A 25,048-nucleotide genomic window follows, 5' to 3' on the forward strand; every position below is an offset into this window, starting at 1 on the left:
ATGTCTTCGCGATCAGACGGGGAGAAATGCAATGAAGCAAGATGCCGGACGCGTAAAGATTTTCGTGACGCTAAGCATGCTTTTGGCCATAGCCGTTGCCGATAGTTCGGCAGCGCAAAATCCGCAACATGCCTATCCGGGCATGGCGCCCCTGTCCCAGTACCTGATGGCGGACCGCGATGCGGAAATCGCACTGGCGCGAAGCGCGGCGCCCAAGGCCATTTCCGGGGAAGCCACGATCATGGTGCTCGGGCCCCATGGCTACGTCACGGCGGTCAAAGGCAGTAACGGCTTTGTGTGCATGGTCGACCGATCCTGGTCAGCGCAGTTCGATTTCCCGGAATTCTGGAATCCGAAATTGCGCGGGCCCACGTGCTTCAATCCTCCGGCGGCGCGATCGATCCTGCCGATAACCTACAAGAGGACCGAGCTGGCACTTGCCGGGCAATCCAGCAGTCAGATCATGGATGGCATCAAGACCGCACTCGCCAGGAAACAGTTGCCGCCGCTGGAACCTGGCGCGATGTGCTACATGATGTCGAAGCAGGCCTACTTGAATGATGCCGCCGGGCACTGGATGCCTCACCTGATGTTCTACATGCCACTCGAAGCGGATTGGGGTGCCGACTTGCCAGGCTCTCCGGTCATGCTGAACCCGCAGTTTCAGGTCCCGGAGAAGATAAAAGTGTTCATGGTTCCGGCCGGCAAGTGGTCTGACGGAACGCCTGCGCCGGTGATGTAGGGGGAAGAGACGCTGACCCGAATGGCACTTACTTGAGCAGGAAACCTCTTCTTTCGTCATTCCTGCGAAAGCAGGAATCCAGCGACTCCAAGGTTTTCAGGTAATAGCGATAAGGCACTGGATTCCCGCTTGACCAGCTTCGCTGTTGAGAAGCGTCTCGCGAGAATGGCGAACTCAAGTAAGCGCCATTCGGCCCTGACCTGCTTTAACAGCTTAAAAGTGCGATGCGGGCATCAATGCCGTGTGCGCTTGGTGCTCGCGCTGGCGGGGTTCATCTCGACGCTCAAGGTGAAGGTGCGTTGTTCGTCCGGCTGCATCGCGCCGACACCCACCAGCTTGCGCGCGATTTCCTCGCCGTGTTCGTTGCGGATGGTCAGCACCATCGAGTATTCCCACGCACCATTGCCGACAGGGTTGCGAAAGCTGCCTTCCACGCGTAGCGGTACGGACGCGGCCGTTGCGATCGCGCTGGTCGGCTCACTGAAGCGCAGCTTGTGGCGGCAGGCGGGGCACACGCCCGCACTTTCCAGGATGGTCTCCCGGCAGTGCGGACAGGTGCGCGTCGCCCCGGCCGTGCCTGGGTGTGCGATGGTCACGAAGCTGTGCCGTTGTGCCCATGGGTCTTGTGAGCGTTGTTGCCGTCCTTGCCATCGTCCCAGCCGAACTCGGCCTGGCCGCGCATGCGCGAACCCACGGCCACGCTGAGCGATCCTGCCTTCAGGTCGCCGGTCAGCGCACCGCTTTGCTGCAATTCCACGTGCGCCGCGGATTCGATGTTGCCGATCAGTTCGCCTGCGATGGTGACCTTCTCGGCGCGCACGCTGCCGGTCACCCTGGCACCGGATTCGATGGTGAGATCGCCGCGCACGTTGACGTCGCCCTTGAAACTTCCGGCGATGCGTACATGGCCTGCACCTTCGATCTTGCCCTCGATGGTGATATCGGGCGCGATCAGTGATTCGGCCTTGGGCTTGCCCGGCGCGGGTGTTGGTGTTGGTGTGGGCGTTGGTGTGGAGCGGAATACGGGCTGCACCGGCGTTTCCGCTTCGGGCTTGGTCTCAGGGATGCCGATGCGCGCCAAGTCCGCGGCTTCGGGCGTTGCGGTGGCGGAAGTCTTGACGGGTTCTTTCCACAGGGCCATGGGGGGACTCCGGTTCAGTCAGGCGGAGGGTCAGCGTACCCCCCAAACGGCACGCAAAAACGGGGTCAGGGTCACTTACTTGTACAAAAGCAGGGTTTGGTTCAGGTTCGCTTCCTAATTGGCTGTTTGTTATGGACTTGAGCACTTCGGCGTCGCGTGGGACGATCATCCAGATGAACAGCCGACCTGCCGCAGCACAGCACCTGCGCGACCTCGCACGGCTGCGTCGTGTGCGTGACCGGATCGATCGGAACTACGCGCAGCCGCTCGATGTCGAGGCGCTCGCCCATGGCGTGCACATGTCGGCCGGGCATCTCAGCCGCCAGTTCAAGTTGGCCTTCGGCGAATCGCCCTACAGCTATCTGATGACCCGGCGCATCGAGCGCGCGATGGCGATGCTGCGTCGTGGCGACCTCAGCGTCACCGAGGTCTGCTTTGCGGTCGGCTGCGCATCGCTGGGCACTTTCAGCACGCGCTTTACCGAGCTGGCCGGCGTGCCGCCCAGCGTCTATCGGCGCGAGGCGGCGCACGCGACGGCGGGCATGCCGTCCTGCGTGGCGAGACAGGTGACGCGACCGGTCAGGACGCAACCGATCAGGAATGGAGAAGCGTCGGCCCCCGAGTCGGACTTAGCATGACGGCTCCTTTCACACCGAGCACGACTGCCATGGATATCAACATTCACGCGAGCTTTCTTCCGCAAACCGACCCGGACGCCTCGCTGGCGTTCTATCGCGACACCCTCGGCTTCGAGGTGCGCAACGACGTCGGCTACAACGGGATGCGCTGGATCACGGTCGGGCCGCCCGACCAGCCCGGCACGTCCATTGTGCTGTTCCCGCCGGCCGCCAGTCCTGGCGTCACCGACGACGAGAAACGCACCATTGCCGAGATGATGGCCAAGGGCACCTACGCCATCATGTTGCTCGCGACCAGGGACCTCGACGCTGCCTTCGAGCGGATACAGGCCAGCGGCGCCGAGATCGTCGAGGAGCCGACCCAGCAACCTTATGGCGTTCGCGACTGCGCCGTCCGCGATCCCGCGGGCAACCTGCTGCGCGTGCAGGAGCGGCGCTGAGCTACCCGGCGATCGCGGTTCAATTCGCGATGGGGTCTCGGAAATCGCGGGCTTGCAGTACAGCGGATCGGGAGGCCAGGGGTTCGCTGCGCAAGGCGGATGTGTGGTCGGCGGACATGGATGGCGTTATCGTCTTTTCACTTGCAAGACGACATGGATGATCAGGTGTGCGCGGAGAAGCCGAGGGTCTCTTTCCCATGAACCCGGTCTTCAGCGCATCCTCGCCCGATGCCAGGATGCTTTTGTGGTCGCTGCTGACATCGACGTAGGGAGTTTTATGCGCTCGGCAATCCGCTTGCTTTTCGTTGTCGCACTCGGCCTGCCGGGATCCGGCGTTCCAGCGGCATCCGTCCCCTCGTACGACATCGTCATTCGCAACGGACAGGTGATCGACGGCACCGGCTCGCCGGGGTACGCCGCCGACATCGCGATCAGGAACGGCCGCATCGCCGCGATCGGCCAGCTTGGCCATGTCGACGCAGCGCAGGTCATCGATGCACACGGCATGGCGGTCACGCCGGGCTTCATCGACATGCTGGACCAGTCGGGCCACGCCCTGCTGGTGGACGGCCATGCGCCGTCGAAGATCTTTCAGGGTGTCACCACGCTGATCACCGGCGAGGGCGAGTCGGTCGCGCCGCTCAACGACAACATCGTCAAGGAAGAGGGGGCGCACGCCAAGCCGACCTGGCGAACGCTGGGCGGCTATTTCGGGCGCCTGCAGAAGCAGGGCATCGCGGTGAACCTCGGCACCTACGTCGGCGCCGCGACGGCGCGTGAAATGGTGATCGGCTATGGCGACCGCAAGCCGACTCCGGACGAACTCAGGCAGATGCAGGCGATCATCGCGCAGGCAATGCGCGACGGTGCATTCGGTCTATCCACGGCATTGCAATACCCGCCGGCCACCTACAGCACCACCCCGGAACTGATCGCGCTGGCCAAGACGGCGGCAAGCTACGGGGGCATCTATGCCACCCACATGCGCAGCGAAGGCGACGCGGAAATGGCCGCGCTCGACGAAGTCTTCGACATCGCGCGCACGGCGCATATCCCGGTCGAAATCTTCCACCTCAAGGTGGCCGGCCACCGGAACTGGGGCAGCATGCCGAAGGTGATCGCGAAGATCGACGCGGCACGTGCGGCGGGTCTGGACGTAAGCGCCGATACCTATGCCTATACCGCCTGGGGCAACGACCTCGCCTCGTTCATCCCGCCATGGGCGCACGCTGGCGGCACGGCCGAGCTGCTCGCACGGCTCAAGGATCCGCAAACCCGTGCGCGGATCGAGAGGGACATGCGCACACCTTCCGATGCATGGAGCAACGACTGGCTGGAAGTTCCGGGCCCGCACGCAGTCGAAATCACTTCCGTGCAGAACCCGTCGCTCAAGAAACTTGAAGGCAGACGCCTCGACGATATCGCCCAAAGCTGGCATGAAGAACCGATCGACACGCTGCTCGACATCTTGGTCAAGGATCATGCCGCCACGGACGTCGCTGTATTCGGCATGTCGCAACCGGACGTCACGCTTGCGCTCAGGCAGCCGTGGATGTCGATTTGCGACGATGCTGCCGCGCAAGCGCCGACCGGCCCACTCGGCCAGGGCCACCCACACCCGCGTGCCTACGCTGCGTTCTCGCGGATCATCACGGAATACGTGCGCGAGGAGCGCGCTTTGACCCTGGCGGATGCGATACACAAGATGACGGCACTCCCTGCGCAGCGCATGGGTCTCGCGCAGCGCGGCATGATCAAGAAGGGCATGTGGGCTGATATCGTCATTTTCGACCCGGCGAAGCTGCGCGCTCCTGCGACATTCGAGGAACCAAAACAGCTTGCGCAGGGCATGGACTACGTACTGGTGAACGGCATGCCGGTGATCGCAAAGGGCAAGATGACACAGGCTTTGCCCGGCAAGGTACTGCGCGGGCCTGGATTCAAGGAGAGTAATCGATAGTCGTCGCGGCACGGTGTATTTCGTTGGTTGAATACCGTAGCGTCGACGCGTCATCGGCGACATGGATCGTCCGTTTTTGGCCGGTTGCGGTCGCTTGGTTCGAATCTGGTCCGTGTGCCGGCGAGCCGATCGCAGATGGTCGGTTCAGGTGATCAAGTTCAGCCGTGCGCAGTTTATTGACGGACGGTGACGGCAACCATGAAGAAAGAGACAGCCACCATGAAGAACGAGAAGAGCGGTTCGAAAGAGGCAAGCGCAGGCGACACTCCCTCCAGGCTGATCGATGCGCGGATCAAGGAGCTGGGCGACTGGCGCGGCGAGACGCTGGCCCGAGTCCGGGCGATCATCAAGCAGGCCGTCCCCGACGTGGTCGAGGAGTGGAAGTGGCGAGGGGTCCCGGTGTGGTACCACGCCGGGATGATCTGCACCGGCGAAACGTACAAGAATGCCGTGAAGATGACCTTTGCCAAGGGCGCTTCGCTGGAGGACCCATCAGGTCTCTTCAACTCCAGCCTCGAAGGCAACACCCGGCGCGCCATCGATTTCCATGAAGACGACAAGATCGATGAAAAGGCATTGAAGGCGTTGATTCGCGCCGCCGTGGCATTGAATAGGGCCAAGGCAAACTAAAGGGGTGCCATTTCGCCGCCGGGTGAACAGGCCTATCCGGCACGTGCACCGGATGACACGCTTGTCAAAGAGACCGCCTGGGGGATCACGCATCATCTCGCCCCGATTTCACGAGGAAGGCAACACGATGATTGGTGTCATAGGAGTAGGTTCGATCGGCGCTGCCATGGTCGCGGGTTTGAGTGGAGGTAGCGAGCCGCCGGAAATCCTGCTTTCGCCTCGCAACGCAGAACTGGTGGCGAAGCTTGCGGCCTGCTACCCGAATGTCCGCGTAGCGGATAGCAATCAGGCCGTCGTCGAACAATCTGCCGTGGTGCTTTTGTGCCTGCGGCCGTCAGACGCGCCGCGGGTGATGTCGGAACTCACGTTCCGGGACCAGAGCCTGATAAGCGTGATGGCAGGTGTTCCCCTCGGAGCGCTTCGTGAACTCGCTGCGCCGGCACAGGACATCGTGCGCGCCATCCCCTTGCCGTCCGTTGCATTTCGGCGTGGCATCACTCCCTTGTACCCCGCGGCTGATCCTGCACGCGGCCTGTTCAGTCGACTCGGCCGTGTCATCGAGGTTGCAGACGAAACCGCTTTCGACCTCTTCTCGGCCTCGACGGCGACGATTGCCGCGCATTTCGCTTATCTGAATCGGATAAGTGACTGGCTTGCCGCCCGCGGGATCTCGCAACCGGCAGCTCGACAATATGTCGCAGCGATGTTTGGGGAGGTCGCCGCATCCCTGCAAGGGAGTGATCCGGATTTCAGAGAACTGGTGCGAGAACACGCCACGCCGGGTGGCATCAACGAGCTTTTCTGCCAGGTGATTGGCGACAGGGGTGTATGGGAAACCGTCGATACTGGTCTGGACCGTGTCCGGCAAGCGTTATTGGATCGGGGAAATGGTTTCCGGGCGGGAAAGACGGTAGTGGATTGAGTTGAAAGATCGCGCAGCGGCTTGGAGGAGGGGTCCTCAATGCTCTTTGTCGTACTCTGCCACTCGCCAATCCACGCGGAGGTCATGTGAAAACACTCGTTGCCGTCCTGCTGATCGCTGGTGTGGTTCAGGCCACACCGATTCTTGCGCAGTCATCCGCCGCTTCCCCTTTGCTCGGCAGCTGGGCGGTCGATGTTACGCGTTTGCCGATTCCGCTGGCGGCGCGGCCGAAGAGCGTCACGATAATGTTCAGCGACGCGGGCAACGGGAAGTGGACGACGCATGTCGACATCATCGACGCCAGTGGAGCGGCGAGCCACGCCGTAAGCTGCGCCGCCCTTGATGGCACAGCCGCGCCTGTCAAGGACAGCATCGAGGCCGATACCGTCGCCTTGAAGCTGCCCGCACCCAATGTCCTGGTCATGGATCTGGTGAAGAAGGGTATTCCGGCGTCGACGCGCGTCTATACCGTCGCTTCGAACGGCAGGACGCTGACCGAGACCGCTGCCTATGCTGGGGGCAACGGCATGCCGATGATGCGGACGAACTATTTCACGCGCGTGCGGTAGCCGACGCAGGCGGTGCCGATCCAGGGATATTTCCCTCGGTTGAATATCGCTGATCCCTTTTGTTGCTGTTCCGTTTGCCGCTCTTCGCCAACAGTCAGAAGCGATCCCAATACGGCGGGTCGTCGAAGCGGCTTTTAAGGTGAGAGATAAAGAGCTTTGCCTTCGTCGTGTGCGAGCGCCCCGGCATGCGGACGGCGTGAATCGCTGACCCGGATGCTTTTGGCGATGCGGGTATTTCAGGAAACAGGGACACCAGTTTTCCCGCCCGGACGAAGTCGCCCACCAGCCAGCTGGCGAGGTGGACGATGCCGATGCCGGCGACGGCGGCCTCCAGCAGCGCCTCGGTGTCGTCGGTTCGCAGCGAGCCGCGGACCGGAAGAGCGGTGTCCCGATGAACTCCTGCAAAGCACCACCATCCCGGTGGTGGTGCCGACGCGAACGTGAGGCAGTTGTGTTCCACCAGTTGCTCGGGTGTCGCGGGACGACCACAGCGAGCCAGGTAGTCGGGACTGGCGCACGCCAGCCTCCTCGACGGTGCCAGGCGTGTGGCGACCAGGTCGCTGTCCGGCAGTATGCCGATGCGAATCGCGACATCGACGCGCTGCGCCATCAAATCCACGCGTTCGTCGCTGAGATGCATGTCGATTTCGATCAGCGGATAGCGCTTCAAGAAATCGGCGATGGCGGGAACGACATGTCGGCGGCCAAATGCGGCCGGCGCGGTGACCGTCAACAGGCCGCGAGGATCGGCGTGAAGATCCGCCAATCCGTGTTTGGCGTCATCCATTTCAGAGACGATGTTGCGGGCGCGCGGAAGGAATTGCTCGCCGGCGTCGGTCAGCACGAGCGACCTCGAACTTCTGGCAAGCAGCTTCACGCCCAGCTCGGCCTCGAGTGCGTCGATCTTGCGGGCGATGGAAGACACCGCTACATCGCGACGCTTCGCAACGGTCGTGAAGCTGCGTTCCGTTGCAACCTCAATGAAGGCCCTGATGGCATCGAGCATTGCCGATGTTCCTTTGCGTAAATCGCAAAGGAAGTTTGCGATTGTCTTTATTGTAGTGAAATTCGCAATCTTCCACTATCGCTTCGCCATCAACCCATCCCATTCAAGGAAAACCCATGCCATCGAACATGCTCAGCAAAGCCATCCGCCTCGCGACCGTTGCGACTGTCTTCGGACTCACCGCATCGCACGCCTTTGCGGGTGCGCCGATGGCCAGGACCCCTGCACCGGGCTATTACCGATTCATGCTCGGCAACTTCGAAGTCACCGCGCTCAGCGATGGCACGGTGGATCTGCCGGTCGAGCAATTGCTGCAGGAACCTGCCACGAAAACCGTCGCCGCGCTGGACAACGCGTTCCTGAAAACGCCGCTGCAGCTTTCGGACAACGCTTACCTCATCAATACCGGAAAGCGCCTGGTTCTGGTCGACACGGGCGCCGGCGATCTGTTTGGCCCGACGCTCGGAAAGTTGATGAGCAATCTGAAGGCCTCGGGCTACAAGCCCGAACAGGTCGATGACATTTTCCTGACCCATATGCATCCGGATCACGTCGGCGGCCTGTCGGCGAACCACGTGATCCAGTTCCCGAACGCGGTCGTTCACGCCGACCGGCATGAGGCCGACTATTGGCTCAGTCAAAAGAACCTGGACAGCGCGCCGGCGGCGTCCAAGGGCTTTTTCCAGGGCGCCATGGCTTCGGTCAACCCGTATGTGCAAGCCGGTAAATTCAGCCCGTTCGACGGCAGTGTCGAGCTGGTTCCTGGCGTCAGGTCGTACCCCAGCTTCGGGCACACAGTGGGGCACACCTCTTACATGATCGAAAGCGAGGGGCAGCAATTGCTGCTGATGGGTGATCTGATCCACGTGCCGGCGGTTCAGCTCGATCACCCGAACGTGACCATCGCCTTCGACACCGACCCCAAAGAGGCAGCCGCCTCCCGTATCAAGGTATTCAACGAGATGGCCAGGGAGCGCCCGCTCGTTGCGGGGGCGCACCTTCCGTTTCCGGGCATCGGTCATCTGCGTGCCACCGGAAAGACCTATCAATGGGTGCCGGTCAACTTCACCCGGATGCCTGCCGGACAGTAGAAGCCGCACGGACACCATTGCTTTGAAGGCCGACTAGTGGCCTTGGACGAAAACTGTGGAAAGCGGGGGCGGAAAACGGTCCGTATCCCTGGTTACCGAACCCGCTCCAGCGTCTGAACCCAGTTCGTCTCCCACGTCTTGCCGCCGTCGGGCGAGTAGGCCTGCTCCCAATGGGCGGTGTTGCGGGTTATACCCGACCAGATAAAGCGGACCTTGATCGGTTTTCCCCTGAGCGTGTCATCCGCATAGAAGGTGCCGACGCCGTGCACGAAGCGTCCCTTCACCGGCGGATCCAGATTGCCGAACGGATTGCGGCCGTCGATCCACCAGATGGCCCACTGGCCGGTTTTCGGATCGTACGCGCGGGGTGCCACGCCCCGATAAATACCGCCCGGCATGTTGAACACCGTGTCATCCACGTTTGCCCGGCCTTCCATCAGCCTGCGCGAGCTGATCGTGCCTTCGAATTCGATCCAGTCCTGGTGACCGGACAAGGGCTCCTTCAACTTGCGGCTGTGGACGCGCCAGTCGCCAACCAGGAAATCGAAGTCGTGCAACCCGCTCATGTCGGGTCGGTCCAGGGGCTTTGGGGTGTCTTGCGAGGCAAAGGCCGGCGGCACAAGAGCGGCCACGGCCATCATCGCGATGATCGCAAGCACGGTACGGGAACGCTTCACGCAACACCTCCTTTCAGTCAGTGTCCTGTCCAGCTTTGAGCAAGGCTGACATCGGGCGCCATCGGCCAGCAAGTCCCTTTCGCGCTGGTTAAATATCTCTGACCTCTTTTGCGGCCCGCTCACGGGCATGGGCTCCGACCAGGCCCGGATGCGTCTCCGGCATGGTCAGGAGCACGGGCATGACGGCTAGGGCGACCACGGCGATCATGGCGCCGGGCACGGCGGTCCATCCGGTCATCCGGACGAAAAGCCCGGCGAGGAAGGGTGTCAGGCCGCCGAAGATGGCAGTGGCGACGGTCACGCCCAGTGCCAGGCCGCTGAGCCGGCCTTCGCCGGGAAACTGCTCGGCGGTCGCCGGGGCGCCTACCGCGCTCACGCCACCGGCGAGGCAGGCCAGCACGATCGCGCCCGCCACGATGTGCAGCTCGCCGCCGCCTGCCATCAGGCCGAACATCGACAACGGCAGCAGCATGCCGGCGACACCCAGCCAGATCAGCATCGGCTTGCGTCCAACCCGGTCGGAGAGCGCGCCCGCCAACGGCGTGACCAGGATGACCGCCACCGCGGCGAGGGTCGACAGCCCCAGCGAACGACCCTCGGCAAGGATGCCGGACGAGCTCAGGAACGCCGGCACATAGGTGATGCCGACGTAATAGGTGATGGAGCCAAGCGCCGAGATGGCGAAGGTGCGCAGCAATGCGGGCCGGTGATCGGCGAGTGTGAGGCGGAGCGGGGACTCGGGCACGGTGTGCTGCTTCACCTGGCGCAGGAAGTCCGGCGATTCCTCCATGGTGGATCGCGCGAACCAGACGCAGCCGGCCAGCGCCGTGCCTACGAAGAACGGAATGCGCCAGCCCCAGCCGCCGAGATGGGCGGTACTCATCGTGCCGACTACCAGGGCGGAGATCGCCACGGCCAGCAGCGCGCCGACCTCGCTGGCGGCGGAGGCCAACGAGGTAATCAATCCGCGGCGGTCCTCGCGCGCGCCCTCCAGCAGGTAGGCGACCACGCCCGTGTATTCGCCGCCGACCGAGAACGCCATCAAGCAACGCAGCAGGATCAGCAGCCCGCCCGCCGCCGGCCCGATCGCGGCATAGTCGGGCAGCAACGCCGTGGCGAGCATCGCCATCGTCATCAGCATCATCGACAGCACCAGCGTGCGCTGCCGCCCGATGCGGTCGCCGATATGGCCGAATACCATCGCGCCCAACGGCCGCATGCCATAGGAAACGGCGAACCCGCCCAGCGTGGCCAGCAGCGAGTTTTCGCCGCCACCGAAAAACACCCGCGACAGCACCGTGGCGAAATACAGGTAGAGCGTGAAGTCGTACCACTCCACCACCGTCGACAGCGCCGCGACAATCATGGAGCTGCGCGAGACTTCGGGAGCGCTGTGCTTTTCGGACCAGGTCATGCGGGTGGTGTGCCGGAAGAAAGGGAAAGGCAGAGGTGAGAGTGCGCCTTTGGAAATGCGTTTCTCATGCAGAGGGCCTGGGAGACGATCCCGCAAGGTACCGGTGGGACTTTGGGAAAGTAAACCTGACATCGTTAGCGTGACGTCCTTGGAGAAGCTGGCCGGGGAGGCAGCGACACGAGTTTCAGGTTCTTCACCGTGTGCATCGGAGGCTTGCTGCAGCGCGCTCATCGCCGGGCTCAGCACCGAATCGCTGCCCCGGATCAGGCCTTGGTGGCTTGACCACACTCTGTGAGCACGCGGTAGAGCCGCCAAATCACCGGGATATGCCATAGTTCGCGCATCGGTCTTCCGGACCGACGGCTGATGGGCGCGCTGCCGGATGGCACGGTGTCGCGGCGAAAGCCGGATCGCAGGGGGCGGTTGGATTGCGCATGAATCGTTGTATCGGGGGCTGGTGTTCGCTTGTCCTGGTGCTGTGCGGCCTGCTGGCGGTTACGCCGGCTCGCGCGCTCGACCCCGATCGCGCGATCGGGCAGTTGACCCACGTCTGGTACGAGAACCAGTTGCCGCAGGGCACGGTGCTGTCCATTGCGCAGGGCAAGGGCGGCTCGATCTGGCTGGCGACGTACGGTGGCCTGGTTCATTACAGCGGCGCGGAATTCGACACCATCGACCCGCGCGTGGCACCAGTATTGAAGAGCACGGCGATCACGGCGGTCTATGTCGATCGCGATGGCACGCTCTGGGTCGGCACGTTGAACGATGGACTGTACCGCCGCCGGGGGGGCGAGCTGGAGCAGGTGACGCTGCCCGCCAGCATCAAGAGCGTGTTCGGCATCATGCAGGATCGCGGTGGCGCGCTCTGGCTGACCACCAACGCCGGCGTCGCGCGGATGGGCGCGAAGGGGATCCGTCTGCTCGGCGAGGAAAGCGGGTTTCCGCCGCGCGGGTTCTATCACGCGATCGTGGCCGATGCGGCGGGCGGGGTGTGGATCGCTGCTGATGACTTCGGTGTCGTGCACTGGCTGAATGGCCACGTCGAGACGTTCGATACCCGGCGCGGCCTGCCGACCAACGCTGTCCACAGCCTTGCGATCGATCATGCCGGCACGGTCTGGGTCGGCACGCAGGACGGGCCCGTGCGCTACCGCGACGGGCATTTCGAGCGTGACCCGCGTCTGGCCGCGCTCGATGGGAAGCGTATCTATTCCCTGTACGGCGACCGTGACGGCAACATGTGGTTTGCGCCGCTTGGCGGCGTGGGTATCTGCCGCCTGACCGCTGCACGCTTCGATTGCGACAACACGCTGACCGGCCTGGTCGGCGAGACCGTGCGCTCGATGTTCGAGGATCGGGAAGGCAACCTCTGGCTGGGAACCACCTCCAGCGGCATCCACCGCTTCAGTGATTCGAAACTCGTCACCGTCACCGGGAAAATGGATTCCAACGCGGTGCGCGCCGTCTACCAGGATCGCGCGGGCACGTTATGGATCGGCACCGACGGCTCGGGGTTGTCACGATACGAGAACCAGGTGCTGGTGCCGGCAACGGCGATCAACGCGAAGCTGTCGAGCCTGCTGCTGCGCGCGATCGAGTCCGATGCGACCGGCAACCTCTGGGTGGGGTCGGTCGATGGGGTGAGCCGGATCTCGCCCGATGGCACGGTACGCAACTTCGGCATCGGTGATGGCCTGCCCGGCACGATCGTGTTCGCGTTCGCGCCGAGTCGCGATGGTGGCATGTGGGTGGCGACCCTGCAGGGCGTGGCGAAGATCACGTCGAACAAGATCGGTGGCGACAAGGTCAGCGTGCTCCAGGGAACACGCGGCGACGACACGCGTGCGCTGTACGAGGATCCGGCCGGGCGCCTGTGGATCGGCGAGCGCAGCGGCTTGCGCTGCCTGCGCGATGGGGTGGTCGACCGCTGCGGCACCGATGGCCTGCCGGGCATCAGCGTATTCGCGTTTCATCCGGAACCCGATGGCGACCTGTGGCTTGGTACCAGCGTGGGGCTCATGCGCGTGCGCGGGCAGGCAGTGCAGGCCTTCACCGAGCGGGCAGGCTTCTATGGCGACGCGGTGTTCGCCATGCTCGACGACGGCGATGGTCACTTCTGGGTAAGTTCCAACCGCGGCATCGCGCGGCTCGCGTGGGCCGATATCGATGCGCTCGATCGTGGTGTCGCGAAGCAGATAGAGCCGCGCTGGTACGGCAAGAACGACGGCATGCTGTCGCAGCAGGCCAATGGCGCTTCGCAGACACCGGCTTGGCGTACGAACGACGGGCGGATGTGGTTCGGCACGGCGAACGGCGTGGTCATCGTTGATCCGAAGCACGAGCGCGTTAACCGGCTGCGTCCGTCGGTGGCGATCGAGCACGTGCTGGTGGACGGCAAGGACATTGCACCGGAGCACATCGGCCGGATCGGTCCCGGCGTGGAGCGTATCGAATTGCACTATGCCGCGATGAGCTATGTGGCGCCTGCCGCGGTGCAGTATCGCTATCGCATCGATGGCTTCGACCATGGCTGGATCGACGCCGGCAACAGTCGCGTTGCCTACTACACCAATCTTCCACCCGGCGACTACGTGTTCCGGGTGATCGCCAGCAACAACGACGGCGTATGGAATGACGACGGCGCGAGTGTGGGCTTCACGATCGTGCCGAGCTGGTACGCCAGCTGGTGGTTCCGCACCCTCGTGGCAATGGCCATCATCGGCCTGCTCGGCGTGATCTATCGGCTGCGCGTGTGGCGCCTGCACGAGCGCCAGCGCGAACTGACACGTGAGGTCGCGCAGCAGACCGAGGCGTTGCGGAACGCCAACGCCGAGCTGAAACGCATTGCCGCGTTCGACGGCCTTACGCACATTGCGAATCGCGGTGCGTTCGATCAGAGGCTCCGCGAGGCCTTTGACGAACACGCGACATGCGGTGCGTCACTCGCTGTCCTGATGTGCGATGTCGACGCATTCAAGGACTATAACGATACCTATGGTCATCTCGCCGGCGATGTCGCGTTGACAGCCGTTGCCGGTGCGCTGACGAAGGTGCTGCATCCGGACACTGACCTCGCCGCACGCTATGGCGGCGAGGAATTCGCCGTGTTGCTCGGCGGACGCGATGCCACCGAAGCGGCAACGGTCGCGCAGCGCATGCTCGAGGCCGTGCGTGCGCTGGCGATCGAACATCGCTGCTCCGATGTGGCGCCACACGTGACGATCAGCGTCGGCATCGCCGCCGTCATGCCAACCACAACGGACTCGCCGGAACAATTGCTACGCTGCGCGGACGAGGCCCTGTATCGCGCCAAGGCAGCGGGGCGAGATCGCATGGGCGGCGGCCTCGGGCTTGCGGGGCGATAGCTCCGACCACGAAGGGGAAACCTCAGACCCTGACCTTGGCTTGATCATGCTCCGGAAGGTTTCGGGCTGCCGTTGTGTGGCATCAGGCGCAGGCCACTGCTTCGGCAGACATCGATGCGCGGAAAGAGCTGGGTATGTCCGTCGTGGAAGATGACACGCAGGTCGCGCAGGCATCCGCCGGCAGGGACGTCGAAGGTCATTGATGTCAGGCCGCCCCGCAGTGGCTGGCCAAGAGTGATGTCCTGGAAGGCATCACGGTCGGCAGGCGCGATGGCGAGCGCGATGACACTGTCGAACGTGGCGTTCACCAGATTGAAGTGTCGCGCGGGTTTGCGCATTGCGTTGGCGCTGGCCGCCGATGGAACGACGAACAGGTTGCCAAGCGCGACAGCAAACATGGTGACGAGGATGGTGGCGCGGGTCGGATTCATGGAGGTGCTCCGGCTGAGGTGAGGTGCCGCCGGTGGCTCGTAAGCACATGGTCGGCACCGCGATATGGCCGGATGGAGGTGTTCTGCGAAAGCGGTTCGGGATGAATCGTCGTAACGTGGTGGTGAATCGTAGTGGCGTGGCGTTTTGCTTTTCAGCGCGATGCGGCGCCCCTAGGATGTTCTCCAACATCCGCAGGATACTGACGATGAAGATCCGTCTGGGCAATACGAAAATCGGCCTGTGGCCCTATCTCGGCCTGTGGACGGCGGTGGTCATGCTGTTCGCGATGCAGAATTTTGTGGCAGATGTAATGAATGGACGCACGTGGTCGGCGTGGGATTATCTGCGTTGGTCGGGAATCCGCTGGTACACCTGGGCGGCACTGGCGCCGCTGGTGTTCCGGCTTGCCGAACGCTATCCCATACATGCGTCGCTGCGTCTGCGCGGCCTTGGCGCCCAACTGATCGCGAGCATGACGGTCACCTTGCTGGCGTTGGTGATCGGGGCGTTTGTTTCAACCGCGTTTGAGCCTAGTAGCTTCGATGAGCAACTGCGCTATTTCCTGGGCTTTTATGTCGCTACAGGATTGCTGACTTATTGGGCCTTATATGCGGTACAGCGTGCCGTGCAGTTCTACGAAGAGAAAACGCACCGCGAAGTGGAAGCGAGCCAGTTAGCCACGGAACTCGCGCAGTCGCGCCTGCGAGCGTTGAAGTCGCAATTGCAGCCGCATTTCCTGTTCAACACGCTGCACGCGATAGCGACCTTGCTGGATGAGGACACGTTGTCGGCTGAGGACATGCTGCTGCGCCTGAGCGATCTGTTGCGTGCGTTCCTGGAGGACTACGACGGTCAGGAAGTCAGCTTGCGGCGGGAGCTGGTGCTGCTGGATCTCTACCTCGGCATCCAGCGCATACGCTTCAAGGATCGCCTCACCACGCAGATCTACGTCGCCCCGGATACGCTGGATTGCGCCGTGCCCAGCCTGATCCTGCAGCCGATCGTGGAGAACGCCATCACTCATGGGATCAGCAAGCGCATCGGCGTGGACTGCATCGAGATCGAAAGCCGGCGCGAGGGCGACACGCTGTGCATCGATGTGCGCAACCGCAACAGCACGCTGGAGGCCGGAGCTGCATCTGCGTCGGGGCATGGTATCGGCCTGTCGAACACCGATTTGCGCCTGCGCGAACTGTATGGCGATGTTGCGCAGGTGCGCCTGGACATGATCTGGCCCGAGGGCGTGGTCTGCCGGCTGCGCCTGCCGTTTCGCGAGATCGACGAACAGGACGATGCGCCCGAGGTCGCGTCCACATGAGCATCGCCACCCTGGTCGTGGACGACGAACCGATTGCGCGCCATGCCATCGTGCGCCTGCTGCGTGACGATCCCGACATCGAGCTGCTGGCCGAATGCGGTGATGGCGTGTCGGCGGTCGAGGCGATACGCAGCCAGTCGCCGGACCTGGTCTTTCTCGACATCCAGATGCCTGCCATGAGCGGCATGGACGTGGTGGCGACCATTGGCGCAGAGCGCATGCCGGCGACGGTGTTTGTCACCGCCTTCGAGCAGTACGCAGTGCGGGCGTTCGAGGCGAATGCGGTGGATTACCTGGTCAAGCCGTTCAGCCGGGAACGTTTCGCGAACACGCTGCGGCGTGTGAAGGCGCGACTGTCCACCAGCGAGGGTGTGGGTGGGGCGGCCTCCGTTCGGATCCTGCAGGCGCTCGATGCCTTGCGCCAGCGCGACGACTATATCCAGCGCCTTCCCGTGCGCATCGACGAGCACATCAGTTTCATCGACGTCGACCAGATCGTGTGGATCAAGGCCAGCGGCAACACCGTGCAGCTCCACCTGGCCGACGGCGTCCACGAAATGCGCGAGACCATGAGTGCACTCGCGGCGCGACTCGATCCGCGGCATTTCGCGCGCGTCCACCGCTCGGCCATCATCAACGTACGCCGGATCCAGGCCATCCACCCGTGGTTCAACGGCCACCACGTCGTCACGATGGATACCGGCCAGAAGCTGCGCATGAGCCGCTACCAGCACGAAACCTTTCTGCGCCTGGTCTCCGCCAGCGGCGGGAAACGGGTGGAATAGGGAAGCGGGGCAAACGGCAAAGCGGGGCTTCATTTCGACCTGGCCGGGTTCTTTCCCCGTGCCCGGAAATAAACTGAGCCTGGCTACATACGCTTGTGCGGTGGTGTTAAGTTGTGCGGATTCTTGGGTCCGCCTGCTGGAGTCCTTCATGTCCGTTGCCTCTTCCTCCCGGTTGCCATCCGATGCACGTCGCACGCTTGTGCGTCTTGCTGTGGCCATATCGATGGCCCTGACGACCGGTGCTGCATGCGCGCAGGATCCGCGAACCGACCAGGTGCCCCCGCCACAGGACACGCCCTATGCCGGCACGGTTGCGCTCCATGTCGATGCCAGCGACACGTTGCAGGGCATCTTCCGCGTGCACGAGACGATCCCGGTGAAGGCCGGCCCCACGACGCTGCTGTACCCGCAATGGATTCCCGGCGACCATTCGCCGAGCGGTCCCATCGCCATGCTCGCCGGTCTCAGGCTCAGCGCCAACGGCAAGCCGCTGATGTGGAAGCGTGACAAGTACAACGTGTACGCGTTCCATCTCGACGTACCCGCGGGTGTGTCCAGCATCGATGCCGATTTTCAGTATCTTTCCGAACGCAGTGGCGGGTTCGAGATCACCGATCGCATGATGGACATGGAATGGAGCAAGGTGGCACTGTATCCGGCTGGCCACTTTTCGCGTGACATCACCTTTGCGCCCAGCGTGACGCTGGCGCATGGCTGGCAGCTCGGCACTGCGCTGGAGACGGCCTCGCAGTCGGGTGACACCATTACCTTCAAACCGGTGACGTTCAACAATCTGGTCGATTCGCCGATCTACGCGGGCCAGTATTTCAAGCGTGTCGACCTCAACCCGGGCGGCGACGCTACGGTGCACCTGGACATCGTCGCCGACGCGCCGAAGTACCTGGAGATGACGCCCGAACAGGTGCAGGTGCACCGCGCCCTGGTGACGCAGGCGGTGAAGCTGTTCGGCTCGCACCACTACGACCATTACGACTTCCTGTTCTCGCTGTCGGATGTGCTGGGCGGCAATGGCACGGAGCACCACCAGTCCAGCGAGGATGGCCTGGGCACGGACTACTTCACGGCCTGGGCCGACAACGCGACCGATCGCGACCTGCTGGCGCATGAATACACGCATTCGTGGAACGGCAAGTTCCGCCGTCCCGCCGATCTGTGGACGCCCAACTTCAACGTGCCGATGGGCGATTCCCTGCTGTGGGTGTACGAGGGGCAGACGCAGTACTGGGGTTACGTGCTGACTGCGCGCGCCGGCATGTGGACGGCGCAGCAGTTCCGCGACGCGCTGGCCATGGTGGCGGCCAACTACGAGCGCAACCGCGAAGGTTTCCAGTGGCGCACGCTCGAGGACACCACCAACGATCCCACTGCCGCACATCGCATGGGCCTGCCGTACCGCAGCTGGCAGATGAGCGAGGATTACTACAGCGGCGGCCAGATGATGTGGCTGGAGGTGGACGCCAAGCTGCGCGCCCTGACCCATGACGGCAAATCGCTCGACGATTTCGCGCGCGCGTTCTTCGGTATCGACAACGGCAGCTACGTGACCAGGACCTATGACTTTGACGACGTGGTGGCGGCGCTGAACGGCGTGGCCAAGTACGACTGGGCGAGTTTTCTGCACGCACGCGTCGACGCGCTCGACCCGCCGCTGCAGAACGGCATCGCGGCGACCGGCTGGAAGCTTGTCTACACCGATCAGGAAAGCGCGTACGAGAAGCAGTACAACAGCCGACCACAAGCGCCGCGTCACTTGTACAACTTCGCCTGGTCGATCGGTTTGACGATGAACGACAAGGGACAGGTCAACGACGTGCGCTGGGATGGGCCGGCGTTCAAGGCTGGCGTCAGCACCGGCGCCACCCTGGTCGCGGTGAACGGGCAGACCTATTCGAGCGATGTGCTGAAGAGCGCGATCGCGGCAGCCAAGGGCAGCAAGACGCCGATCCAGCTGCTGCTGAAGTACCAGGGCGGCTACCGCACGGTACCGGTGGATTACCACGGTGGCCTGCAATACCCGCATCTGGTGCGTGTCGAAGGCACGCCGGATTATCTGAGCCAGATCATCGCGGCGCGCAAGTAGAGGCGGGGCCACCGCAGCGCCTCGATTCTGGCGAAGTGCGCGTGTGATCCGGGTTGCAGATTCGCCTGCCTCACCTGGTGCTGGTGCGGCAAGCGAATTCAGGTAATCACCGCCTTGCCCTTTGACACTTCCGTCAGCGAATGGTGCAGGTTCCGCAAGGCCGGCAACAACGCCTCCGGCTCGCGCAGCGCCTTGCGCGCGACGGCGATGGCCTTGCGCACGCCGCCTGGCGTCTCGCCCTGGTCGATCAGCGCGATCGCCGGCTCGCGACAGGCCAGCAGTGCATCCGCCCAGTCCGCGGGCTGCAGCAGCCGGAAGTGCCGTGTTGCAAGGCGGCTTGCCCTGAATGCCGGGGCGATCTGCATCACCTGGCTCACTGCCATCGCGAACTCGTCGGTTGTTCGCATGGGCGTGGCGGGATCAAGCGCATCGGCCAGCGTCGCCAGTGCGTCGGCAATGCGCCGTCGCAGCACGGCGGTCGAGCGAACGGGATAGACCAGCCATGCGGAGGCGACACCGATGATCGCGCCGATCACGATTTCCTCCATGCGCAGCCCCAGGATGTGCGATGCCGACGAACCCTCGAAACCCTGCAGCAGGGCAAGCGCGAGCGTGACAAACAGCGCCCACCATGCGTAACCGAGCGGACGCAACCATATGCCGAGAAAGACGGCGACAAGGATCAGTACGATGGTGGCCGTATCGTGAGCACCGATGTGCAGAGTGAATGTCATCGCCATCAGTGTGCCGGTGGCCGCGCCCAGTACGCGCAGCACACTCTTGTAGGCGACATCCAGCCGGCCGCGATTGCCGCTGTTGACGATGAACGCGGTGAGCACGATCCAGGCCCAGCGTTCGGCGAAGAATAGGTAGCCGATGAGGAAGGAAGTGGTCAATGCGACAGCCATCTGGATGGCCATGCGCGTACTCGCGATGGGGTGCAGCGAACTTTCATGTACCGGTGTGCTTGCCGAAATCGCCGTCACGTGTGCGGGCGGCAGCACGCGCAGGCGACGGGCTGTTGCGTGGAAGACAGCCACCCACACCAGTGCCAGCAGCGCGACGATCACCGGGATGAGTAGAGCCATGAGGTGGCTCGCGTGGCGTGTCGGCACATACGGCGTGGTGAGGATCGCCACGAAAGGCAGCGCAATCAGCGAACCAGCACGACGCGCCATCGGGCCGAACCGGCGCAGCCAGATCGACACGAACATGCCCGTCACGAAGATGGCCGCGCCGATCCACGGCATGCGCAACAGCAAGAAGCCGACCCCAGCCGCAACGAGGCCGACCACCGGCAGCATGACAAGGGCTTCCAGCCGGCCACGCAGGTCGCGATCGAGATGGCTGCGCGAGAACGACAGGCACAACACCACCGCGAGCACGCCCGGGCCGGGTTCCGGATCGATCGCCATGGTGCAGGCCAGCGTGGTCAGCATGGCGAGCATCGTCACAATGGCTTCCCGCAACGCGCGACCGGTTGCACCGACGCCCATGGCCATGCCCTGTTCCCGTGCGTTGGAGGTTGTGGCGGTCATCCGGCATAGAGTATTCGAGATGTGAGCCGGGTTGCCCGGGTCGATCCCTGACAGGATCAACCCTGTCCAAATCGCCGAACCTCGCGCGTCATGGGAATGGCGGCGCACACTGCCCGCCGATCACTCATTGCGGAGAATCCCGATGCAATACCTATTGATGCTGTATGCGAACGAGAACGAATGGTCGCAGATGACGCCGGCCGAACAGGAGCAGGGCGCCGCGGCCTATGGAGCCTATACGCAGGCGTTGAAGGCGGCGGGTGTACTGGTCGGCTCGAACCGCCTGCAAGACAGCGTGACGGCGACCACCGTGCATGTGGCGGACGGTAAATCGCAGGTGCTGGATGGCCCCTACGTGGACTCCAAGGAGCAGTTGGGCGGCTACTACCTGATCGACGTGCCTGATCTGGATGCGGCACTGGCCTGGACGGCGCGCTGCCCGGGTGCGAGCCATGGCACGATCGAAGTGCGACCGGTCTGGAGCATGTAGGGTTGGATAGCGCGGCGCAGGCGCGCAGTACCGCGGACGCCGTCGCACGGCGCAGCTACGGCAAGCTGGTCGCCTTCCTGGCCGCCGCCATGCGTGATGTGGCGGCGGCCGAGGATGCGCTGTCGGAAGCGTTTGCCGCGGCGCTGGCAGACTGGCCGCTCAGCGGCTGTCCGGCGAATCCGGAAGCGTGGTTGCTGACCGTGGCCCGACGCAAGGGGATCGATGGCATCCGGCGCCGCCGCAGCGGTGAAGCAGCGGCCGTGCAGTTGCAGGTCCTGGCGGAGCTCGACGCAGCCACATCGACGGTGATGGATGACGCGGCCATTCCGGATCAGCGTCTGGCGCTGCTGTTCGCCTGCGCACATCCGGCCATCGATGCCGGCATCCGCGCACCATTGATGTTGCAAGCCGTGCTCGGGCTGGATGCGAAGACCATCGCCTCGGCGTTCCTCGCTTCACCGGATGCCATGGGCAAACGCCTCGGGCGGGCGAAGCAGAAGATCCGCCAGGCCGGCATCCGGTTTGCCATCCCGGCGCGCGACGAGCTGGCCGGACGACTGGACGGCGTGCTGGATGCGATCTACGCCGCCTTTGCGGAGGGCTGGAGCGATCCCGGCGGCACCGATGTGATCCGGAGCGATCTCACTGCGGAAGCGCTGTTCCTTGCCGGGCTGGTGGCCGGGCTGCTGCCGCAGGAACCGGAAGCGCTGGGCCTGCTGGCCTGCATGCTGCATGCGGAGGCGCGGCGTCGCGCACGCCGTCATGCGGACGGCGATTACGTGCCGCTGGCGGAGCAGGATGTCATGTTGTGGGATGCGGCGATGATCGACGAGGCCGAGGCGCTGCTGTTGCGTGCGAGCACTTTGGGCCGCATCGGCCGCTATCAGCTTGAAGCGGCGCTGCAGTCGGCGCATGTCGAGCGCCGCCGCAGCGGGCGCACCGACTGGACGCCCGAGGTGCAGATCTACGACGCGCTGCTCGCACTCTCCGGTTCGCCGGTGGTCGCGCTCAATCGCGCGCTGGCCATCGCGGAACTGCAAGGTCCGCACGCCGCACTCGAGATCGTGGATGCGCTCGCCGCCGACGGCCGGCTCGTCGATTACCAACCCTACTGGGCAGCGCGGGCGGCGCTACTGGCCAGAATCGAGGCCTACCCCGAGGCCCGTGATGCCTTCGATATCGCGATTGGCCTCGCCAGCGACCCCGCCGTCCGCCGCTTCCTGCAGGAACGTCAGGCCGCGTTGCCGCGCTGAGTTCGCTGCGCACCGGGCACGAGATGGTCGATGTGGCACTCCTGGCATCCGTTGCCGTGTGGCAAGGTATCGGTCATCGTCATTCCGGAGTCGGTCATGGGCAAGGTGCGCGTTGCGGGTTTTTCGGTGTCGATCGATGGCTTTGGTGCGGGCCCCGAACAAAGCCTCGAAAATCCGCTCGGCAAGCGCGGACTGGAATTGCATCAGTGGTTCTTCGGTACCCGGACCTTCAGAGCCATGACCGGCGAGGGGGGCGGATCGGACGGGGTGGACGAGGCGTACGCGCGGCGCTCGATGGAAGGCGTCGGTGCGTTCATCCTCGGCCGCAACATGTTCGGCCCGGTGCGTGGCGACTGGCCCGACGAGTCGTGGAAGGGCTGGTGGGGAGACAATCCGCCGTACCACGCGCCCACCTTCGTGCTGGCCCACCATCCGCGCAAGCCGATCGAGATGGAGGGAGGCACCGTGTTCCATTTTGTCACCGACGGGATCGAGGCCGCGCTGCGCGAAGCCCGGGTGGCGGCTGGCGATCTCGACGTCAAGATCGGTGGTGGCGTATCGACCGTGCGGCAGTACCTTGAGGCCGGTGCGATCGACGAGCTGCACTTCGCCGTCTCGCCAATCGTGCTCGGACGGGGCGAGGCGATGTTCGCCGGCATCGACCTGCCATCGCTTGGTTATCGCGTGGTCGAGTACGTGGCGACCGACAACGCCATGCACGTCGTGCTGCGGAGATAGCGATTCCTAGTACTCGTCGTGCCGGCGCCACCACAGGCCTGTCTCGTTGCGCCCCTTCGGTGCGCGGTCGAGCCACTGGTACATGCCCCAGAGGCCGTCCAGTCCGCGCGCATAGGTGGAATAGGTGTGGTAGACGACACCGTTCTCGAGCATGAAAGCGCTCAGGCCCGGCCGCTCGCGCATAAAGGTGGCCACATCGGTTCCGGTCGTGGCCGCGAACGCGGCGGCACCTTCGTTGCCGCTCTCCGGATTCTCGCGTCTCGGCAACGCAGCCTCGTGCCGGTAGTTGTATTCGATGCCGCCCGCGTGCTGCTGTGCCTCGGTGAACCAGACATTGAAGTCGGTGTTGAAGTCGCCACCGAATGAGGATGCCCACGGAAACGTCCACTCCATCCGCCGTTTGTACGCCTGCAGCTTTGCGAGCGGCGCCCGGGATACGGCCGAAAGTGTGACGTCATGGTGCGCCAGGTGGGCGACGAAGCCGTTGAAGCCGTCTGCGATCGACGAGCAGGACGGACACCCTGCGGTGTAGTCGGGGCCGAACATGAAGTGGTAGACGAGGAGCTGCGAGCGTCCTTGAAAGAGATCGGCAAGCGATGCCGGGCCCGCGTCGGTCTCGAAGCGGTATTCCTTGTCGATCCGGACCCAGGGCAGCGCCTGCCGTTGGCGTGCCAGCTCGTCGCTGCGTCGTGTCAGCTCCTTCTCCGCCTCGAGCAGGTGCAGCCGGGCTGCAAGCCACTGTTCATGGGTACCTGTCGTGTGGTCGGTCATGATCTCTCTCCGTCGTGTTGGAAGAGCCGTGCCTGCACTCGTGCGTTGCGTCAGGCCGGCAGGCGTTCGTCGTATTCCGCCCGTAGCCGGCTCCAGCCGTCCCAGAACGGCTCCGTCGTCGTGCCGCTTGCACGGGCGACGAGCAAGTTCAGATGCATGTGCCAGCCGGCACCGACCAGCAGCATGGTGCCGCGCTCGAGCAGGCGGCGATGGATCACCGTAAGCAACACGTCGTCGCCCTTCGGTTGCAGTTCGATGGACACGTCGCCTCCAGCGCGTCCATTCCAGGTAAAGGCGAGCTTGCGCGGTGGATCGAGCTCGGTAATCTGGCTTTGCATCCGGTGCTCGGCGGAGAAGCCATCCGGTCGCTGGCCCGGCGGATCGGTCAGCTCGTCGTTGTGCCAGACGAGTTCGAAAGGCGCGCCGATTTGCATGTCCATCACACCGGCTGCCAGCCACTGGCGGCGCAGATCGCTTTCCGTGAGATACGCCCATATGCGCTCGATCGGACCGGGCAGGAGTCGCTGGATCGTCAGCGTGGTGGGTTCGGTCAATACACCGTAGGCATCCGGGGTCTCGAGTTCAATCATGGGTTCTCTCCCTTTTTGGGTGGGGTTTTGCGTGCATCCGCCTCGCGGAGCAAGCGTTCGAGCACGTCGAGACGACCCGTCCAGAAGTGCTCGTAGAAATTCAGCCACTCGTGGGCGCTAGCCAGCGGTCCCGGGTCGAGCCGGCACAGGTGGGTGCGGCCACGTACCTCGCGCCGGACCAGTCCGGCGTTTTCCAGCGCCTTGATGTGCTTCGAGGCGGCTGCCAGCGAGATGGCGAAAGGTTCTGCAAGCTGGCCTACCGTTCGCTCGCCATCGGCCAGTTCGCGAAGCATCCGCCGGCGCGTGGCGTCGCCGAGGGCATGAAAGATGGAATCCAGCTGGGGTGTTTGTAATTCAACCATGTGGTTGAATATAAGCGTGCGTTTTCGGAAAGTCAACCGATTGGTTGAATGAAGCAAGGCGAGGGGCGCGACTTC

At 63.8% G+C, this 25,048-nt stretch carries 25 protein-coding genes; 15 read left to right on the forward strand and 10 right to left on the reverse strand.

The genetic code is table 11. The features are described from left to right. Nucleotides 1–31 precede the first annotated feature (31 nt). Entirely contained in the window at nucleotides 32–742 is a 711-nt protein-coding gene (locus tag ACYVKM_RS06720; RefSeq protein ID WP_460876841.1) for a hypothetical protein, read from the forward strand. A 233-nt stretch (nucleotides 743–975) separates the two neighbouring features. On the opposite strand, the gene ACYVKM_RS06725 is transcribed toward ACYVKM_RS06720, so the two are convergent. Both ACYVKM_RS06725 and ACYVKM_RS06730 read right to left on the reverse strand, forming a co-directional pair. Further along, nucleotides 976–1,338 carry a hypothetical protein gene (locus ACYVKM_RS06725; protein ID WP_460876842.1) on the reverse strand — a complete coding sequence of 121 codons (363 nt, stop codon included), beginning with the start codon at nucleotides 1,336–1,338 and terminating at the stop codon, nucleotides 976–978. Further along, the gene (locus tag ACYVKM_RS06730) at nucleotides 1,335–1,883 is read right to left on the reverse strand and encodes a bactofilin family protein (RefSeq protein ID WP_460876843.1); all 549 of its coding nucleotides are present in this window, start codon (nucleotides 1,881–1,883) and stop codon (nucleotides 1,335–1,337) included. The genes ACYVKM_RS06725 and ACYVKM_RS06730 overlap by 4 nt, the downstream gene beginning before the upstream one ends. A gap of 173 nt (nucleotides 1,884–2,056) precedes the next feature. On the opposite strand from ACYVKM_RS06730, the gene ACYVKM_RS06735 reads away from it, so the two are divergent. From ACYVKM_RS06735 to ACYVKM_RS06760, 6 genes are all read left to right on the forward strand, one after another. Continuing rightward, nucleotides 2,057–2,521 carry a helix-turn-helix transcriptional regulator gene (locus tag ACYVKM_RS06735; RefSeq protein ID WP_460876844.1) on the forward strand — a complete coding sequence of 155 codons (465 nt, stop codon included), beginning with the start codon at nucleotides 2,057–2,059 and terminating at the stop codon, nucleotides 2,519–2,521. A gap of 29 nt (nucleotides 2,522–2,550) precedes the next feature. Next, nucleotides 2,551–2,961: a VOC family protein gene (locus ACYVKM_RS06740; protein ID WP_460876845.1), complete on the forward strand. Its 411-nt coding sequence runs from the start codon at nucleotides 2,551–2,553 to the stop codon at nucleotides 2,959–2,961. A gap of 295 nt (nucleotides 2,962–3,256) precedes the next feature. Continuing rightward, a complete protein-coding gene (locus ACYVKM_RS06745; RefSeq protein WP_460876846.1) occupies nucleotides 3,257–4,921 on the forward strand; it encodes an N-acyl-D-amino-acid deacylase family protein in 1,665 nt (554 codons plus the stop codon). Between the two features lie 219 nt (nucleotides 4,922–5,140). Then, nucleotides 5,141–5,551 (forward strand): DUF1801 domain-containing protein, encoded by a 411-nt coding sequence (locus ACYVKM_RS06750; protein WP_460877793.1) that lies wholly within the window; start codon nucleotides 5,141–5,143, stop codon nucleotides 5,549–5,551. Nucleotides 5,552–5,678: 127 nt separating this feature from the next. Further along, entirely contained in the window at nucleotides 5,679–6,473 is a 795-nt protein-coding gene (locus ACYVKM_RS06755) for an NAD(P)-binding domain-containing protein (protein WP_460876847.1), read from the forward strand. 86 nt (nucleotides 6,474–6,559) lie between these two features. Beyond that, on the forward strand, nucleotides 6,560–7,042 hold the full coding sequence (locus ACYVKM_RS06760) for a hypothetical protein (protein WP_460876848.1): 483 nt from the start codon (nucleotides 6,560–6,562) through the stop codon (nucleotides 7,040–7,042). Nucleotides 7,043–7,136: 94 nt separating this feature from the next. Here the strand turns inward: ACYVKM_RS06760 and ACYVKM_RS06765 are convergent, their stop codons facing one another. Then, complete coding sequence (locus ACYVKM_RS06765) at nucleotides 7,137–8,048, reverse strand: LysR family transcriptional regulator (protein WP_460876849.1); 912 nt, start codon at nucleotides 8,046–8,048, stop codon at nucleotides 7,137–7,139. Between the two features lie 116 nt (nucleotides 8,049–8,164). Between ACYVKM_RS06765 and ACYVKM_RS06770 the strand changes: the two genes are divergently transcribed. Then, on the forward strand, nucleotides 8,165–9,139 hold the full coding sequence (locus ACYVKM_RS06770) for an MBL fold metallo-hydrolase (RefSeq protein ID WP_460876850.1): 975 nt from the start codon (nucleotides 8,165–8,167) through the stop codon (nucleotides 9,137–9,139). Nucleotides 9,140–9,231: 92 nt separating this feature from the next. Here ACYVKM_RS06770 and ACYVKM_RS06775 read toward each other — a convergent pair whose 3' ends face one another. Together ACYVKM_RS06775 and ACYVKM_RS06780 are read right to left on the reverse strand one after the other, a co-directional pair. Then, the gene (locus ACYVKM_RS06775; RefSeq protein WP_460876851.1) at nucleotides 9,232–9,816 is read right to left on the reverse strand and encodes a DUF1579 family protein; all 585 of its coding nucleotides are present in this window, start codon (nucleotides 9,814–9,816) and stop codon (nucleotides 9,232–9,234) included. Between the two features lie 88 nt (nucleotides 9,817–9,904). Continuing rightward, nucleotides 9,905–11,230, reverse strand: a complete 1,326-nt coding sequence (locus ACYVKM_RS06780; protein WP_460877794.1) for an MFS transporter — start codon at nucleotides 11,228–11,230, stop codon at nucleotides 9,905–9,907. Nucleotides 11,231–11,664: 434 nt separating this feature from the next. Here ACYVKM_RS06780 and ACYVKM_RS06785 point away from each other — a divergent pair, with 434 nt between their 5' ends. Beyond that, nucleotides 11,665–14,595: a ligand-binding sensor domain-containing diguanylate cyclase gene (locus ACYVKM_RS06785; RefSeq protein WP_460876852.1), complete on the forward strand. Its 2,931-nt coding sequence runs from the start codon at nucleotides 11,665–11,667 to the stop codon at nucleotides 14,593–14,595. A gap of 44 nt (nucleotides 14,596–14,639) precedes the next feature. Here the strand turns inward: ACYVKM_RS06785 and ACYVKM_RS06790 are convergent, their stop codons facing one another. Then, nucleotides 14,640–15,026: a hypothetical protein gene (locus ACYVKM_RS06790; protein WP_460876853.1), complete on the reverse strand. Its 387-nt coding sequence runs from the start codon at nucleotides 15,024–15,026 to the stop codon at nucleotides 14,640–14,642. Nucleotides 15,027–15,232: 206 nt separating this feature from the next. Between ACYVKM_RS06790 and ACYVKM_RS06795 the strand changes: the two genes are divergently transcribed. The 3 genes from ACYVKM_RS06795 (at nucleotide 15,233) to ACYVKM_RS06805 (ending at nucleotide 19,231) form a co-directional block, all read left to right on the forward strand. After that, nucleotides 15,233–16,345 (forward strand): sensor histidine kinase, encoded by a 1,113-nt coding sequence (locus tag ACYVKM_RS06795; protein WP_460876854.1) that lies wholly within the window; start codon nucleotides 15,233–15,235, stop codon nucleotides 16,343–16,345. After that, entirely contained in the window at nucleotides 16,342–17,130 is a 789-nt protein-coding gene (locus ACYVKM_RS06800) for a LytR/AlgR family response regulator transcription factor (RefSeq protein WP_460876855.1), read from the forward strand. Before ACYVKM_RS06795 ends, ACYVKM_RS06800 begins: the two co-directional genes overlap by 4 nt. 223 nt (nucleotides 17,131–17,353) lie before the next feature. Further along, nucleotides 17,354–19,231 carry a M61 family metallopeptidase gene (locus tag ACYVKM_RS06805; RefSeq protein ID WP_460877795.1) on the forward strand — a complete coding sequence of 626 codons (1,878 nt, stop codon included), beginning with the start codon at nucleotides 17,354–17,356 and terminating at the stop codon, nucleotides 19,229–19,231. 98 nt (nucleotides 19,232–19,329) lie between these two features. Here ACYVKM_RS06805 and ACYVKM_RS06810 read toward each other — a convergent pair whose 3' ends face one another. Continuing rightward, entirely contained in the window at nucleotides 19,330–20,733 is a 1,404-nt protein-coding gene (locus ACYVKM_RS06810) for an FUSC family protein (RefSeq protein WP_460876856.1), read from the reverse strand. A gap of 178 nt (nucleotides 20,734–20,911) precedes the next feature. Here ACYVKM_RS06810 and ACYVKM_RS06815 point away from each other — a divergent pair, with 178 nt between their 5' ends. From ACYVKM_RS06815 to ACYVKM_RS06825, 3 genes are all read left to right on the forward strand, one after another. Beyond that, the gene (locus ACYVKM_RS06815; protein ID WP_460876857.1) at nucleotides 20,912–21,259 is read left to right on the forward strand and encodes a YciI family protein; all 348 of its coding nucleotides are present in this window, start codon (nucleotides 20,912–20,914) and stop codon (nucleotides 21,257–21,259) included. A gap of 2 nt (nucleotides 21,260–21,261) precedes the next feature. Continuing rightward, on the forward strand, nucleotides 21,262–22,512 hold the full coding sequence (locus tag ACYVKM_RS06820) for an RNA polymerase sigma factor (RefSeq protein WP_460876858.1): 1,251 nt from the start codon (nucleotides 21,262–21,264) through the stop codon (nucleotides 22,510–22,512). 96 nt (nucleotides 22,513–22,608) lie between these two features. Next, complete coding sequence (locus ACYVKM_RS06825; protein ID WP_460876859.1) at nucleotides 22,609–23,250, forward strand: dihydrofolate reductase family protein; 642 nt, start codon at nucleotides 22,609–22,611, stop codon at nucleotides 23,248–23,250. A gap of 6 nt (nucleotides 23,251–23,256) precedes the next feature. Here ACYVKM_RS06825 and ACYVKM_RS06830 read toward each other — a convergent pair whose 3' ends face one another. The 3 genes from ACYVKM_RS06830 to ACYVKM_RS06840 are packed head-to-tail and all read right to left on the reverse strand — an operon-like array spanning nucleotide 23,257 to nucleotide 25,030. Then, nucleotides 23,257–24,021 (reverse strand): DUF899 domain-containing protein, encoded by a 765-nt coding sequence (locus ACYVKM_RS06830; protein ID WP_460876860.1) that lies wholly within the window; start codon nucleotides 24,019–24,021, stop codon nucleotides 23,257–23,259. A 50-nt stretch (nucleotides 24,022–24,071) separates the two neighbouring features. Next, on the reverse strand, nucleotides 24,072–24,611 hold the full coding sequence (locus tag ACYVKM_RS06835; protein ID WP_460876861.1) for an SRPBCC family protein: 540 nt from the start codon (nucleotides 24,609–24,611) through the stop codon (nucleotides 24,072–24,074). After that, nucleotides 24,608–25,030, reverse strand: a complete 423-nt coding sequence (locus ACYVKM_RS06840; protein ID WP_460876862.1) for an ArsR/SmtB family transcription factor — start codon at nucleotides 25,028–25,030, stop codon at nucleotides 24,608–24,610. Before ACYVKM_RS06840 ends, ACYVKM_RS06835 begins: the two co-directional genes overlap by 4 nt. Nucleotides 25,031–25,048 lie beyond the last annotated feature (18 nt).

The sequence above is a fragment of the Rhodanobacter koreensis genome (assembly GCF_054782855.1).